The following is a 13,732-nucleotide window of genomic DNA, read 5'->3' as shown; positions in this document are numbered from 1 at the left end:
CTCAGTGCGGGAAGGGCCGCGGCGCCCGCAGCTCGACACCGACCCGGTACTCACCGATGCGACGCGCGACATCCGCGATCGACCGCGTGTCCGCCAGCGCGGGCAGATAGCGGTTGTTGCGGGCCAGCCCGTCCAGCTCGAAGGTGAAGTACAGGGCCATCAGCGGATTCACGAACAGCCCGGTGGCGCTGGCCCGGCCGGGTAGGGCCACGTCACCGGCGGCGCCGGACAGCGCCGCGGCGATCTGGCCGTTGACGATGCTGCTGCGCCGAGGGGTCTCGCGCGCCGCGTCCCGGACCGCCTCGCGGTAGGCGTCGGCCTCGGCGGAGCGGCCCGGAATCGAGAACGCCCCGAGGAAGGCGCCTTTTGGCGTCGAGTTCGGCGATGTTCTCGAGCACGTGCACGTGGCTCACGCCGTGGTGGGCGTCGACGCCGAAGCCGATCGAGACAACGAACCGCTCGGCGAGCGTGTCGACTCCGGCCACCGCCGCGAGGCTGGCCGCGTCCTCCTCGGGTGTGCCGAGCAGTTCCTCGTCGCCGCGCAGCAGGATGTCGGTGCCGCCGTCGACGAGCACGACGGCATCGAGACCGAGGCGCTCGACGAGGTGGCGGTAGCGTTCGCGCAGCGGCGCCGCGCCCGTGGACGGGAAGGCGTGGACGACCGGTTCCCAGCCCCGCCGCCCGAGCCACCGGGCCAGGCTCCGCTCGGGAAAGTACCCGGCCGGTCCCGCGGTGTCGGCCCCCACGACGCCGATGCCCGCCTCGTCGGCGCACGCGGCGAGCACCGCGTGGTCGACGAACGAGAGGTTCGCGTAGTGCACCCGCACCCCGCGGGCGGCGAGGAACACCCCCAGCGGCAGCCCACCGTAGACGTCGAATCCCCCGCCCGCGCCGGCGAGGAGGACGGTGCGGCACCGCAGCAGGCGGGTCAGCAGGGCAGGCGTCCAGTCCATCGTCGAATCCCCCTCGCGCAGAGCCCAACCGTACGCAGCGCCGCGCTCGGCCGCACCCGCGCGGCGGCACCCGCGCATCCCCCCGCTACACTCGTCGCTAACTCCTCAGACAAGTAGACGGGTAGCGCGATGTCGGCACAGGTGAGACGTCAGCCGCTGGCGGCGCAGGCAGCGGAGTTGCTCCTCGCGCGGATCCGCTCGGGCGAGTGGCCGCTGGGACATCGCCTGCCCGGCGAGACGGTCCTCGCCCCGCAGCTGGGTGTCGGCCGGTCCACGCTGCGGGAGGCGATCCGGGAGCTGGCGGGCCGAGGGGTCCTCGACAGCAGGCAGGGCGCGGGGGTGTTCGTGACGGCGCTCGACGTCACCGAGGACTGGGACGTGGTCCTGCGCGGAGCGACGATCGTCGCGGTGATCGAGGCGCGGATCGCGATCGAGGCGGAGGCCGCGGCGCTGGCGGCGCGGCGACGGACACCGGCCGACCTGCGCGCGATCCGGCGCGCGCTGGCCGGGCGCGTCGCCGACGGGCAGACCGTGGCCGAGCACGTCGACGCCGACATGGCCTTCCACCGGGCGGTGATCGTCGCCGCGCACAACGACGTGCTGACCCAGCTGTTCGACAGCTTCCTGCCGCGCCTGCGCCTGGCCATGATCGACATGCTCACCCTGCGCCCGCTCCCGTCCGAGGCCGCCGATCACGCGGCGCACGAACGCCTCGCCGACGCGCTCGCCGACCGGAATCCCACCGCGGCAGCGGAATTCAGCCGCACCCATCTCACCGCTTTGAAGGAGGCCTTCGCGTGAGCGCCGAACCCGTGATCGAATTGGACGAGGTGACCTTCCGCCGGGAGGGCAAGAAGATCCTGCACGGCATCTCGCTCACCGTGCGGGCCGGCGAGCACTGGGCCCTGCTCGGCCCCAACGGCGCGGGCAAGTCCACCCTGCTCGGGTTCTGCGGCGCGGTGACCTTCCCGACGACCGGCACCGTCCACGTGCTCGGCCGCCGGTTCGGCCGCGTGGAGCTGGCCGCCCTGCGGCGCGCGATCGGCCACGTCAATCCCCGCCACCCCCTGCGCTATCCGCTGACGGTGCGCGAGGTCGTCCTGACCGGCATCACCGGCACCATCGACACACCGATGCGCTGGACCCCCTCCGCCGACGACCTCGCCCGCGCCAACGCGGTCATCGACACGCTGGGCCTCACACCCCGCGCCGACGACGTCTGGCCGACCCTGTCCCAGGGCGAACGCGGGCGTACGCTCATCGCCCGCGCCCTGATCTGCGAACCCCGCATCCTGCTGCTCGACGAACCCGCCACCGGCCTCGACCTGGCCGCCCGCGAACAGCTGCTCTCCACCGTCGACGCCCTCGACCGCACCCACCCCGACGTCGCCTCGATCCTGGTCACCCACCACCTCGAGGAACTCCCCCGCACCACCACCCACGCCCTGCTCATCGCGGACGGACGCACCGTCGCCTCCGGACCGGTCGAGGACGTGGTGACCTCCCGGCACATCTCGGCGGCCTTCGACCACCCCGTCGAGGTGCGCCGCACCGACGGCCGCTGGACCGCCCGGGCCCGCTGAGCGGTTCCGGGCGGCACCCGCCCTCGCGTCCGAAGACGCTGTCCCACAAGCAGATCACGGCCGCCGCCCCGCCTCGAGCGCCGTCGCGGGCAGAATGAGGCGATGTCGGTGAACGAGAACGACCGCCGGTCGGCGGCGCTGCGGGTGCTGTTGGCACAGCGCCGCGCCGCCGTCGGCGAGCGGCTCCAGCAGCACGCGCGCGCGACGGGCGAGGCGGCGGGTCTGCCCGGGTCCTACGTCGGGACGGAGTTCGCACCGACGGTGGCCGCCTGCGCGCGGCTGTACCTCGACGCGATGACCTCCGAGCGGCCGATCACCCGCCCGGACGTCGCGCGGGTGATCGCGCCGCCGGCCGAGCGGCACGCCGAGCACCGCCTGCCCGCCGCGACCCTGCTGGAGATGGTGCAGGCCGCGGCGCGGGACTGCCTGGCGGAGGCGAGCGCCCTGGCGACGACGCCCGACCAGCGGTCGGAGCTGGCCGACATGGGCGCGCGGCTGCTCGACCTCGCCGGGCACATCGGCGTCGTCGTCCTCGAGTCCTATGCCGTCGTCGAGCGGGCGCTGTTCGGCAGCGACCGCGCCGCGCGCCAGGAGTTGCTGGCGGCGCTGCTGGCCGGAACCGCGGCGGAGCATGCGGCCGCCCGGGCCGACATCGCCCTCGCCGACACCTACACCGTCCTCGCGATCGACCTCGGCCCGGACGACGCCCCGGCCGCGCCGGTCGCCGAGCTGGTCTCCCGGCGCCGCGAACGGGTCATCGACCGCGCCCTGGCGGAACTGACCGGCGCCCCGGCGCTGCTGCGGTTCGACGGGCACAGCGGCACGGCCCTGCTCGCCGGTACCGCGGACCCGATCGCCACGGACCGATTCGACCAGCTCGCCCGGCGCCTGGCCACCGCCCTGGACGGCGCGCCGTATCTCGGGCTGATCCCCGCCGTCGCGCGCGCCGACCTGGCCTCGGCCGTCGCCGACGCCCGCGATCTGGCCGTGTTCCCCCGGCTGCGCGACCGCCCACCCGGCTGCTACCGCCTCGACGACCTGCTCCTCGAACTCCAGATCACCCGCCCCGGCCGCGCCAAGCAGCGCCTGATCCAGCTGCTCGAACCCCTGGCCGGGCACCCCCCACCTGATCACCACCCTGCAGGCGCACCTCCAGCACGGAGCCGACCGCCAGGCCGCCGCCCGGGAGCTGCACGTCCACCCCAACACCTTCACCTACCGGCTCAACCGGATCACCGAACTGACCGGCCTCGACCCCACCCAGCCCCGCGAGGGTCGCACCCTGGCCGCCGCGCTGACCATCCATCTCCTCGAGCGGCCCGCCCCGGGCGACCGGGCCCCGGCGACAGACCCCGCCCCGCCGCGCTGACCCACACCCGCCACCGCGACGGCCGCACCCCCGGCCCGGGGTCCCGGCTCCGGCCGACGAGCGATCCGGCCCGCCGCGCGTCCGCGTGACATCGCCCCGGGCGGCGGCGAGACTGCCTACGCCACCCCGCCGACGCCGACCACCGACCGATCCCTGCGCGAAAGGACCCGCATCATGCGCGGCACCATCATCCACGCCCCCGGTGACATCCGCAGCGAACAGCTGCCCGACCCCACGATGACCGCGGGCACCGACGCGATCATCCGCACCGTGGCGACCTGCGTCTGCGGTTCGGACCTGTGGCCCTATCGGGGGATCGAGCCCGTCGACCATCCGCACCCGATGGGCCACGAATACGTCGGCGTGGTCGAGGAGGTCGGCGATCAGGTCACCACCGTCCGGCCGGGGCAGTTCGTCATCGGCTCCTTCGCGACCTCCGACAACACCTGCGCGAACTGCCGCAACGGCTACCAGTCCGCCTGTGTCCGTCGCGAATTCATGTCGAGCTGCCAGGCCGAATACGTGCGCATCCCGAACGCCGACGGCACCCTGGTCGCCACCGACGGCGAGCCCGACCCGGCCCACGTCCCCAGCCTGCTGACCCTGTCCGACGTCATGGGCACCGGCTGGTACGCGGCGGTCGCGGCCGAGGTCCGTCCCGGCGCCACCGCGGTCGTGGTCGGCGACGGCGCGGTCGGGCTGTGCGCGGTCATCGCGGCGCGCGAACTCGGCGCCGAACGCATCATCGCCATGAGCAGGCACGCCGACCGCCAGGAGCTGGCCACCGCCTTCGGCGCCACCGACATCGTCAGCGAGCGGGGCAAGGACGGTGTCGCCCGGATCAAGGACCTCACCGAGGGCATCGGCGCCGACTCGGTCCTCGAATGCGTCGGCACCGGCGAGTCCATGACCCAGGCGCTGCGCTCGACCCGTCCCGGCGGCAATGTCGGCTTCGTCGGCGTCCCGCACGGGGTGGAGATCGCCGGGGACCGGCTGTTCTTCTCCCACGTCGGCCTGCGCGGCGGGCCCGCGCCGGTGCGCCGGTTCCTGCCCGACCTGATCGACCGGGTGATGACGGGCGGCATCGACCCGGGCCGGGTCTTCGACCTCACGCTGCCGCTGGCCGAGGTCGCCGAGGGCTACCGCGCGATGGACGAGCGCCGCGCCATCAAGGCACTGCTGCGGCCCTGATCGATACCGCGCGCCGCCCGGTCTCAGGCGGCCCCGGTGACCGCCTCGGGGACCAGCTCGTCCAGCGAGCCGAGGACCGCCGCGGCGCCGGCCAGGGCGTCGCGCGCGGGCGGGAACTCCGGGCGCGGGATCGCGATCACCCGCATGCCCGCGTCGCGCGCGGAACGCAGGCCGTTGGACGAGTCCTCCACCGCGGCGCACTGCTCGGGTTCGACGCCGAGGCGCTGGGCGACGGTGAGGTACACGTCGGGCGCCGGTTTGCCGCGACCCACCTCCTCGGTGGACAGGATCGCCGAGAACTCGCCCAGCAGACCGGCTTTGGCGAGAACCAGGTCGATGAGGCTGCGCGGCGAGGAACTGGCGAGCCCGAGCTTCCACCGGGCGCCGCAGCGCCGCACCGCCTCGGCGGCGCCGGGCAGCAGGGGCAGGTGGTCGCTGTAGCGGGCGGCCATCAGATCGATGACCCCGTTGGACACCACCGAGATCGGCTGGGCGACACCGAGATCGTTGCTGAGGTAGGCGGCCCACTCCACGGTCGACATGCCCATCATGCGGCGTTGCGCGTCGGGCCGCCAGCGGCCGCCGCGCAGTTCCACGTATTCCTTGCGAACCTGTTCCCAGATCGGTTCGGAGTCGATCAGGACGCCGTCCATGTCGAACACCACTGCCGCGATACCCATCCCGCTCAGCCTTTCGCCCACTTCCGGGGCGCGTCTGGCCGCGCCGCACGGATTCCACGGTTCGTTCGGACCTGCTCGACGATCGCCGTCGAGCCTAGTGGACGACCCCGTCGTGCCGGGGCGTCCACAGCGGATATGCCGTCGCGATCGTGATGTGACACCGACCGCTGAGCGGGCCCCCGATCGTGCAGCTAACGGCGGACGACCGATAACGTGTTTCACATGGATACACCACGGGTCGGCGACTCGCTGCCGAACGCAGAGCACCACGAAGGCGGGTTCCGGCCGATGACCGAACTGATCCGGGCCCACGCGGCCGGGTCCGACGGTCCGGTGGGTGGCCCGCAGTACGGGGAGCTGATCGAGCAGGCGCGGGTGCTCATGGACCGCGTGCGGCTGATCCTGCCGTCGGAGGAACTGGCCAAGGAGGCCGTAGCCACCCTCGAGCAACTCAACGCCCGGCTGGCCGAAGCCGTGGTGGAGGAGTGGTCGGCGCCGACCTGGTCGCGCACCGACCTGCCCGCGCGCGGCAACATCACCCTGCCGCCCTACACCGTGGTCGAGGCCGACAGCAGCGGCGTGACCGCCGAGGTCGTCTTCCGCACCTTCCACCTGGGCGGCAACGCCGCCGCGCACGGCGGCCACATCGCGCTGGCCTTCGACGACCTGTGCGGAATGGCCGCGGCGCTGTCGAGCCGGTCCATCACCCGGACCGCCTCGCTCACCGTGGACTACCGCTCGATCACCCCGCTGAACAAGCCGCTGACGCTGAAGGCCCACGCCGAGCGCCAGGAGGGCCGCAAGATCTACCTGAAGGCGACCCTGCACGACGGTGAGCGCCTCTGCGCGGAGGCGAGCGGGCTGTTCATCGTGCTCAACCCCGGTCAGCCGTGACCGCGACGGTATTCCGATCGGCGTGATTCCAACACCGATCGTCGCGGCCCCGGTGGCGTAATGCCACCGGGGCCGACCTTTTTCCCAGGTGGCGCGACCGGGCGACCGGCGCAGAAACATCCCCTGAATCCGGCCTGATTCCGCGCGGGCGAATCGCGCCCCACGGTGCCGCTATCGTCGCTGTTCATGCAGGTCAGCGAGAGAAACACGGTGCATCCGAGCACCGAACCGACCCCGTTGCGCGGCGCCCGTGCCGACCGCGCGCGCCGCGTCGCCGACATCCTGCGGCACCAGGTGCTGGCCGGCGCCTTCGACGGCGTCCTGCCCACCGAGCAGGAACTGGCCACCGAGCACGACGCCTCCCGCAACACCGTGCGCGAGGCGCTGGCGCTGCTGCGCGACGAGGGCCTCATCGACCGCGCGCCCAAGGTCGGCACCCGCGTCGGCAAGCGCAAGTACGACCACGGCCTCGACGCGCTGCTCGGGCTGCAGGAGACGCTCAAGGAGCACGGCACCGTCCGCAACGAGGTCCGCGCCGCGACGTTCCTGACCGCGCCGCCCGCGGTCGCCCGCCGCCTCGGCCTCGACCCCGGCGAGCGCGTGGTCTACATCGAGCGGCTGCGCTACCTGGCCGAGATGCCGCTGAGCCTGGACCTGACCTACCTGGCCCCCGACGTCGGCGCGGAAGTACTCGCCAACGACCTCGAGACCACCGACGTGTTCGTCCTGCTCGAGCAGGTCACCGGCCGCTCGCTCGGCTCGGCCGACCTCGCCCTCGAGGCGGTCGCGGCCGACCCGCACACCGCCACCACCCTCGACGCGCCAGCCGGCGCCCCGCTGCTGATGCTCGAACGCCTGACCCATCTCGACGACGGCAGGCCGGTCGACCTCGAGTACATCCGTATGCGCGGTGACCGGATCACCATGCGCGGCAGCCTCACCCGCAGCACACCCGAATGGAAGGTCCTGTAATGGCACTGGTCCCCCAGCGCGCCGACGTGCCGGTCACGATCGACGAATCGCTCTGTATCACCGGCTGCACCCTCTGCGTCGACATGTGCCCGCTCGATTCCCTCGCCATCCACGAGGACTCCGGCAAGGCCTACATGCACGTCGACGAGTGCTGGTACTGCGGCCCGTGCGCCGCACGCTGCCCCACCGGCGCCGTCACCGTCAACATGCCCTATCTGCTCCGCTGACCACCCGGGAACACCGCTGATGAAGATGTCCTCGCGCACCGCGCGTCTCGCCCCCGCCCTGCTGGCCCTGGTCCTCACCGCCGCGGGCTGTTCGCTCGAGTCCTCCGACGCCGCACCGGCGGGCACGGTCAAGGTGGTCGTGGGCTACCAGTCCAAGACCATCAACACCGTCACCGCGGGCACCCTGCTGCGCGCCCAGGGCTACCTCGAGCAGCGGCTGCAGAAGATCACCGACGCAGGCGGCGCCAGGTACCAGGTGGAGTGGCAGGACTACGACACCGGCGCCCCGATCACCGCGCAGATGGTGGCCGAGAAGATCGACATCGGCTCGATGGGCGACTACCCGCTGCTGATCAACGGCTCGCGCACCCAGGCCAACGAGCGCGCGAAGACCGAGTTCGTGTCGGTGACCGGCTACAACCCCAAGGGCGCGCTGAACATGGTGGTGGTCGCCAACGACTCGACCGCCACCTCGATCGCCGACCTCGCCGGGCAGAAGGTCTCGGCCAGCGTCGGGTCGGCCGGGCACGGCACCCTCGTCCAGGCGCTGAGCCGGGCGGGCATCGATCCGGCCAAGGGCGTGGAGGTGCTCAACCAGCAGCCGCAGATCGGGGCGACCGCCCTCGAGTCCCATCAGGTCGGCGCCCTGTCGCAGTTCGTGGCCTGGCCCGGGCTGCTCGTGCACCAGGGCAAGGCCAAGCTCCTCTACGACGGCGCCGAGCTGAACGTGCCGACCTTCCACGGCGTCGTCGCCCGCCGCGCCTACGCCGCCGAGCATCCCGAGGTGCTGCAGGCGTTCCTCGGCGCGCAGCTCGACGCCACCCGGTTCCTCAACGAGAAGCCGTTCGAGGCGGCCGGCATCGTCGCGCAGGGCTCGGGCCTGCCGCAGGAGGTCGTCTACCTCTACAACGGCCCCGGCGGCACGTCCTTCGACACCACGCTCAAGCCCAGCCTGATCAAGGCGTTCAAGGACGACGTCACCTACCTGAAGTCCATCGGCGACTTCGCCGACCTCGACATCGACGCCTTCGTCCAGGACGGACCCCTGCGCAAGGCCTACGAGGGCCGCGGCGACTACGACACCGACCTGGCCGCCACCGCCAACCCCAGCCGGGTGACCGGCACCGACCCCGTGTGCCATGTCGCGGTCACCGACCCCGCCACGGCCGGGGAGATCTGGATCGACGGCGCGACCACGCCGCAGCCCGCCGCGAACGCGGCCTGCCTGCTGCGCGGTGTCCAGGCCGCCAGGGCGGCAGGCAAGACGGTGCGCGCGGTGTACCTGCCCGACGCCGAGCTGGGCACCCGCTGGTTCGCCGACAAGGCCGTCTGGCTGCGCGACGGCGCGAACTACCTGCCCTTCACCACGCCCGCCGCGGCGGGACGCTACCGCGCCGCCCACCCCGGCGCGACCGCGGTCACCTACGACCAGGCCGTGACGGAGATCCGCGGATGAGCACCGCCGTCGAGCCTGCCGACGCCGGGACCGCCACGCCGGTCCCGGCCGGCGCCGCCGCGAAACCGGTTCGCTCGGTGTGGGTCTCGCGCCTGCTGCGCCTGGCCTCGGTGCTGGTCGCGCTCGGGCTGTGGCAGTTGCTCACCGCCGGGAACGTGCGGCTGTGGCTGCGGTTCGACACCCTGCCGACGGTCACCGAGATCGTCGCCGAGTTCGGCGAGCACCTGGGCACCTCGCAGTACTACATCGACGTCGCGCAGTCGCTGATCCGCATCGTCACCGGTTTCGGGTTGGCCGCGGTCGTCGGCGTGGCGGCGGGTATCGGGCTCGGGCGGTCCCGCCTGATCGCCGACACCCTCGGCCCGCTGGCCGAACTGGTCCGCCCGATCCCGGCGATCGCGCTGGTGCCGGTGGCGATCCTGCTGTTCCCGTCGGATGAGTCGGGCATCGTGTTCATCACCTTCACCGCCTCGCTGTTCCCCGTCATGGTCAGCACCCGGCACGCCGTGCGGGCGCTGCCGACGATCTGGGAGGACGCCGTGCGCACCCTCGGCGCCTCGCGGCGCGAGGTGCTGACCCGCGTCGTGCTGCCGGGCATCCTGCCGGGCGTGTTCGGCGGCCTGTCGGTGGGCATGGGCGTGGCCTGGATCTGCCTGATCTCCGCGGAGATGATCTCCGGGCGGCTCGGCATCGGGTACCGCACCTGGCAGTCCTACACCATCGTCGACTACCCGGCGGTCTTCGTCGGGATGATCACCATCGGCGTGCTCGGCTTCGCCACCTCCGGGCTGGTGGAACTGGCCGGCCGCCGCGTCACCCGCTGGCTCCCCCGGGAGGTTGCCTCATGACCATCGTCGTCTCCCCCGCCGTCACCGGCGGCATGCGCCTGAGCCTCGACGGCATCCGCATCGCCTACGGCACCCGGACCGTCATCGACGGGCTCGATCTCGAGATCACCCAGGGCGAGATCCTCGTGCTGGTCGGCAAGTCCGGGTGCGGCAAGTCGACCCTGCTGCGGGCCCTGGCGGGTCTGCGGCCCGTCGACGGCGGCGCGATCCGGGCCGACGGCGACACCGTCACCGGTCCCTCGGCCGACCGCGCGCTGGTGTTCCAGGACGACGCCCTGCTGCCGTGGCGCACCGCGCGCGGCAATGTCGAACTGGCCCTGCGCCTGCGGGGCGTGCCGAGGGCCGAGCGCACCGGCACCGCCGACCGCTGGCTCGGCGAGGTCGGCCTGACCGGCTATGCCGGGTACCTGCCCCGCGACCTGTCCGGCGGTATGCGCCAGCGCGTGCAGCTGGCGCGCAGCCTCGCGGGCTCCCCGCGCGCCGTCCTGATGGACGAACCCTTCGGCGCCCTGGACTCCCAGACCCGCGCCGACATGCAGCGCCTGCTGGTCGAGACCTGGCGGGCGCACCCGACCACCATCGTTTTCGTCACCCACGACATCGACGAGGCCCTGCTGCTCGGCGACCGGGTCGCCGTGCTCGGCGGCGGCGGCGCGCTGCGCACCCTCGTCGATGTGCCCGCACCGCGCGAGACCCTCGACCGGTCCGCGGTGAAGGACCGGATCCTGGAGCTGCTGTGAACATCCCCGAACTGTCCGACCAGCAGCGCATCGACTGCGATGTGCTCGTCATCGGCGGCGGCACCGCGGGCACCATGGCCGCGCTCACCGCCGCCGAAGCGGGCGCGAACGTGCTGCTGCTGGAGAAGGCCCACGTCCGCCACTCCGGCGCCCTCGCCATGGGCATGGACGGGGTGAACAACGCCGTCATCCCCGGCAAGGCCGAGCCCGAGGACTACGTCGCCGAGATCACCCGCGCCAACGACGGCATCGTCGACCAGCGCACCATCTACCAGACCGCGACCCGCGGGTTCGCGATGGTGCAGCGCCTCGAACGCTACGGCGTGAAGTTCGAGAAGGACGAGTACGGGGAGTACGCGGTGCGCCGCGTGCACCGGTCCGGGTCCTATGTGCTGCCGATGCCCGAGGGCAAGGACGTCAAGAAGGCGCTCTACCGCGTGCTGCGCCAGCGCACCATGCGCGAGCGCATCCGCATCGAGAACCGGCTGATGCCCGTGCGGGTCCTCACCTCGGGCGGCCGCGCGGTCGGCGCGGCGGCCCTGCACACGCGCACGGGCGAATTCTTCGCGGTGGGCGCGAAGGCGGTCATCCTCGCGACCGGCCCGTGCGGCAGGCTCGGCCTGCCCGCCTCGGGCTACCTGTACGGCACCTACGAGAACCCGACCAACGCGGGCGACGGCTACTCCATGGCCTACCACGCGGGCGCGGAGCTCTCCGGCATCGAGTGCTTCCAGATCAACCCGCTGATCAAGGACTACAACGGCCCCGCCTGCGCGTACGTCGCCAATCCCTTCGGCGGCTACCAGGTCAACGCCGAGGGCGAACGGTTCGTGGACTCGGACTACTGGTCCGGCCAGATGATGGCCGAGGTCAAGCAGGAGATCGAATCCGCGCGCGGCCCCATCTATCTCAAGGTCTCCCACCTGCCCGACGAGACCCTGTCCACCCTCGAATCCATCCTGCACACCACCGAGCGCCCCACCCGCGGCACCTTCCACGCCAACCGCGGCCACGACTACCGCACCCACGACATCGAGATGCACATCTCCGAGATCGGCTTGTGCAGCGGGCATTCCGCCTCCGGCGTGTGGGTCGACGAGAACGCGCGCACCACCGTGCCCGGCCTCTACGCCGCGGGCGACCTGGCCTGCGTGCCCCACAACTACATGATCGGCGCCTTCGTCTACGGCGACCTGGCCGGCGCGCACGCCGCGTCCACCCTGGACGCCGTCGCCGCGCCCGAAGAGCTGCCGGCCGACCAGCTGGCCGAGGCCCACGAGCTGATCTACCGCCCGCTGCGCAGGCCGGACGGCCCGCCCCAGCCGCAGGTCGAGTACAAGCTGCGCCGGTTCGTCAACGACTATGTGGCCCCGCCGAAGACGGCCGCGAAGCTGTCCATCGCGGTGGAGACCTTCGAACGCATGCGCGGCGAGGTCGCCGGCATCGGCGCGCGCACCCCGCACGAGCTCATGCGCGCGGCGGAGGTGTCGTTCATCCGCGACTGCGCCGAGATGGCCGCCCGCAGCTCGCTGACCCGCACCGAATCCCGCTGGGGCCTCTACCACGACCGCGCCGACGCCCCCGAGCGCGACGACGTCGAGTGGCGCTACCACCTGAACCTGCGCAAGAACGCCGACGGCGAGATGGAGTTCCTCAAGCGGCCCGTGGCGCCGTACCTGGTGCCCGTGCCCGGCCTGGACGACGTGCCCTCCGACGATCCGACGATCATCCCGGTGGCCCAGCCCGATCTGGTCGGCACCCGCGCGCCCCAGCGCGAGACGCCGGCCTTCGCCGAGGCCGAGCCGGTCACCCCGCCCTCCCCGCGTCTGGTGACCCTGCTGGCCCTGGACGCACCGTCGGTGGCGGACCTGCGCGGGTACCTCGCCGACGAGGACGCCGGGGTGCGGGTCGCCGCGCTCTCGGTGCTCACCGAGAACACCCCCGACGGCTGGGCGCCCGAACTCGTGCGCGCCCTGGGTGACGGGTCGGCCGCGGTCCGCCGCGCGGCGACGGAGAGCCTGCGCGAACTCGTCGAGGTCCTGCCCGGCGCGGGCGAGCTCGCCGCGCACCTCGGCTCGGGCGACCCGCTGGTGCGCGCCACCGTCATCGACCTGCTGCGCGCCCTGCGCGCGGGCGACGGGGCCGATTACCGTGCGGCCCTGGCGGATTCCGACCACCGCGTCCGCATCGAGGCCGTGCGCGCCCTGGTCTCCCTCGACGACAGCGACGCCGTCGCCTCCATCGCCGGCGACGTCAACCGCGAGGTCCGCATCGCCGTCGCCCAGGGCCTGGCCTCCATCGGCTCCGGTGGCACCGGTGTCGTGCGCGCCCTCGCGGCCGATCCCGACCCCCTGGTCCGCGCCGCCGCCCTGACCGCGTTCGCGGCCCTCGGCACCGACGACATCACGGAACTGGCGGCCGCCCTGCGGCATTCGGCCTGGCAGGTCCGCGTCGGCGCCGCCAAGGGCCTCGCGGGCGCCGACCCCGAGGCCGCCGTGCCCACCCTGCGCGAGGCGCTCGGCGACCGGCATCTCGACGTCCGCAAGGCCGCCGTGCTGTCGCTGTCGGTCTGGCCGCACAGCGCGTCGGCGCTCGACGCGCTCGAGTCGGTCCTGGACGACCCGGACGCGGACGTGCGGGCGTACGCCCGCCGGGCGGTGGTGGCGGCCCGATGAGCGACACCCCACCGCCGCGTGTGCCGTGCCGCGCGAGCGCCGTCGGCCGCCCACGGGCCGCCGCGGTGACGCCGAGGCCGGGCGCCGAGCCGGCCCCGGCGGTCACGCTGCCGTGGTCGCCGCGACGGCACGGCGCCCGGCCTC

14 protein-coding genes are annotated in these 13,732 nt (G+C 73.1%); 11 read left to right on the top strand and 3 right to left on the bottom strand.

The features are described 5' to 3' along the window. Position 1 precedes the first annotated feature (1 nt). Positions 2-211 carry a hypothetical protein gene (locus tag ON36_RS35815; protein ID WP_218001191.1) on the bottom strand — a complete coding sequence of 70 codons (210 nt, stop codon included), beginning with the start codon at positions 209-211 and terminating at the stop codon, positions 2-4. A 1-nt stretch (position 212) separates the two neighbouring features. After that, positions 213-953, bottom strand: a complete 741-nt coding sequence (locus ON36_RS11270) for a DUF1152 domain-containing protein (RefSeq protein ID WP_218001190.1) — start codon at positions 951-953, stop codon at positions 213-215. Positions 954-1,082: 129 nt separating this feature from the next. Here ON36_RS11270 and ON36_RS11265 point away from each other — a divergent pair, with 129 nt between their 5' ends. From ON36_RS11265 to ON36_RS11250, 4 genes are all read left to right on the top strand, one after another. Beyond that, on the top strand, positions 1,083-1,754 hold the full coding sequence (locus tag ON36_RS11265; protein WP_043651114.1) for a FadR/GntR family transcriptional regulator: 672 nt from the start codon (positions 1,083-1,085) through the stop codon (positions 1,752-1,754). Then, a complete protein-coding gene (locus tag ON36_RS11260) occupies positions 1,751-2,536 on the top strand; it encodes an ABC transporter ATP-binding protein (protein WP_043651111.1) in 786 nt (261 codons plus the stop codon). Before ON36_RS11265 ends, ON36_RS11260 begins: the two co-directional genes overlap by 4 nt. Before the next feature lie 102 nt (positions 2,537-2,638). Continuing rightward, positions 2,639-3,994: a hypothetical protein gene (locus tag ON36_RS37055; RefSeq protein ID WP_052313867.1), complete on the top strand. Its 1,356-nt coding sequence runs from the start codon at positions 2,639-2,641 to the stop codon at positions 3,992-3,994. An 85-nt stretch (positions 3,995-4,079) separates the two neighbouring features. Continuing rightward, positions 4,080-5,096: a zinc-dependent alcohol dehydrogenase family protein gene (locus tag ON36_RS11250; RefSeq protein WP_043651108.1), complete on the top strand. Its 1,017-nt coding sequence runs from the start codon at positions 4,080-4,082 to the stop codon at positions 5,094-5,096. A gap of 23 nt (positions 5,097-5,119) precedes the next feature. On the opposite strand, the gene ON36_RS11245 is transcribed toward ON36_RS11250, so the two are convergent. Beyond that, positions 5,120-5,776 (bottom strand): HAD family hydrolase, encoded by a 657-nt coding sequence (locus ON36_RS11245; RefSeq protein WP_043651106.1) that lies wholly within the window; start codon positions 5,774-5,776, stop codon positions 5,120-5,122. Positions 5,777-5,998: 222 nt separating this feature from the next. On the opposite strand from ON36_RS11245, the gene ON36_RS11240 reads away from it, so the two are divergent. From ON36_RS11240 to ON36_RS11210, 7 genes are all read left to right on the top strand, one after another. Further along, a complete protein-coding gene (locus tag ON36_RS11240; RefSeq protein ID WP_043651104.1) occupies positions 5,999-6,670 on the top strand; it encodes a PaaI family thioesterase in 672 nt (223 codons plus the stop codon). A 186-nt stretch (positions 6,671-6,856) separates the two neighbouring features. Further along, positions 6,857-7,642, top strand: a complete 786-nt coding sequence (locus tag ON36_RS11235; RefSeq protein WP_052313866.1) for a GntR family transcriptional regulator — start codon at positions 6,857-6,859, stop codon at positions 7,640-7,642. Next, positions 7,642-7,869 (top strand): 4Fe-4S dicluster domain-containing protein, encoded by a 228-nt coding sequence (locus tag ON36_RS11230; RefSeq protein WP_019046727.1) that lies wholly within the window; start codon positions 7,642-7,644, stop codon positions 7,867-7,869. The genes ON36_RS11235 and ON36_RS11230 overlap by 1 nt, the downstream gene beginning before the upstream one ends. A gap of 19 nt (positions 7,870-7,888) precedes the next feature. Then, on the top strand, positions 7,889-9,325 hold the full coding sequence (locus tag ON36_RS11225) for an ABC transporter substrate-binding protein (RefSeq protein ID WP_085999608.1): 1,437 nt from the start codon (positions 7,889-7,891) through the stop codon (positions 9,323-9,325). Further along, positions 9,322-10,173: an ABC transporter permease gene (locus ON36_RS11220; RefSeq protein WP_043651095.1), complete on the top strand. Its 852-nt coding sequence runs from the start codon at positions 9,322-9,324 to the stop codon at positions 10,171-10,173. The genes ON36_RS11225 and ON36_RS11220 overlap by 4 nt, the downstream gene beginning before the upstream one ends. Next, on the top strand, positions 10,170-10,913 hold the full coding sequence (locus ON36_RS11215) for an ABC transporter ATP-binding protein (RefSeq protein ID WP_043651093.1): 744 nt from the start codon (positions 10,170-10,172) through the stop codon (positions 10,911-10,913). Before ON36_RS11220 ends, ON36_RS11215 begins: the two co-directional genes overlap by 4 nt. After that, on the top strand, positions 10,910-13,588 hold the full coding sequence (locus tag ON36_RS11210) for a fumarate reductase/succinate dehydrogenase flavoprotein subunit (RefSeq protein WP_043651090.1): 2,679 nt from the start codon (positions 10,910-10,912) through the stop codon (positions 13,586-13,588). The genes ON36_RS11215 and ON36_RS11210 overlap by 4 nt, the downstream gene beginning before the upstream one ends. Positions 13,589-13,732 lie beyond the last annotated feature (144 nt).

It is taken from the genome of Nocardia thailandica NBRC 100428 (assembly GCF_000308795.1).
In the GTDB taxonomy this organism is placed as follows: Bacteria; Actinomycetota; Actinomycetes; order Mycobacteriales; family Mycobacteriaceae; genus Nocardia; species Nocardia thailandica.
This window is presented reverse-complemented; position numbering and strand designations above follow the sequence as displayed.

What these genes read in the sequence shown, in the direction of transcription:
- ON36_RS37055 (WP_052313867.1), top strand. Translation starts at nt 2,639, where the DNA reads ATGTCGGTGAACGAGAACGACCGCCGGTCGGCGGCGCTGCGGGTGCTG.
- ON36_RS11230 (WP_019046727.1), top strand. Translation starts at nt 7,642, where the DNA reads ATGGCACTGGTCCCCCAGCGCGCCGACGTGCCGGTCACGATCGACGAA.
- ON36_RS11215 (WP_043651093.1), top strand. Translation starts at nt 10,170, where the DNA reads ATGACCATCGTCGTCTCCCCCGCCGTCACCGGCGGCATGCGCCTGAGC.
- ON36_RS11225 (WP_085999608.1), top strand. Translation starts at nt 7,889, where the DNA reads ATGAAGATGTCCTCGCGCACCGCGCGTCTCGCCCCCGCCCTGCTGGCC.
- ON36_RS11240 (WP_043651104.1), top strand. Translation starts at nt 5,999, where the DNA reads ATGGATACACCACGGGTCGGCGACTCGCTGCCGAACGCAGAGCACCAC.
- ON36_RS11235 (WP_052313866.1), top strand. Translation starts at nt 6,857, where the DNA reads ATGCAGGTCAGCGAGAGAAACACGGTGCATCCGAGCACCGAACCGACC.
- ON36_RS11245 (WP_043651106.1), bottom strand. Translation starts at nt 5,776, where the DNA reads ATGGGTATCGCGGCAGTGGTGTTCGACATGGACGGCGTCCTGATCGAC.
- ON36_RS11220 (WP_043651095.1), top strand. Translation starts at nt 9,322, where the DNA reads ATGAGCACCGCCGTCGAGCCTGCCGACGCCGGGACCGCCACGCCGGTC.
- ON36_RS11270 (WP_218001190.1), bottom strand. Translation starts at nt 953, where the DNA reads ATGGACTGGACGCCTGCCCTGCTGACCCGCCTGCTGCGGTGCCGCACC.
- ON36_RS11265 (WP_043651114.1), top strand. Translation starts at nt 1,083, where the DNA reads ATGTCGGCACAGGTGAGACGTCAGCCGCTGGCGGCGCAGGCAGCGGAG.
- ON36_RS11250 (WP_043651108.1), top strand. Translation starts at nt 4,080, where the DNA reads ATGCGCGGCACCATCATCCACGCCCCCGGTGACATCCGCAGCGAACAG.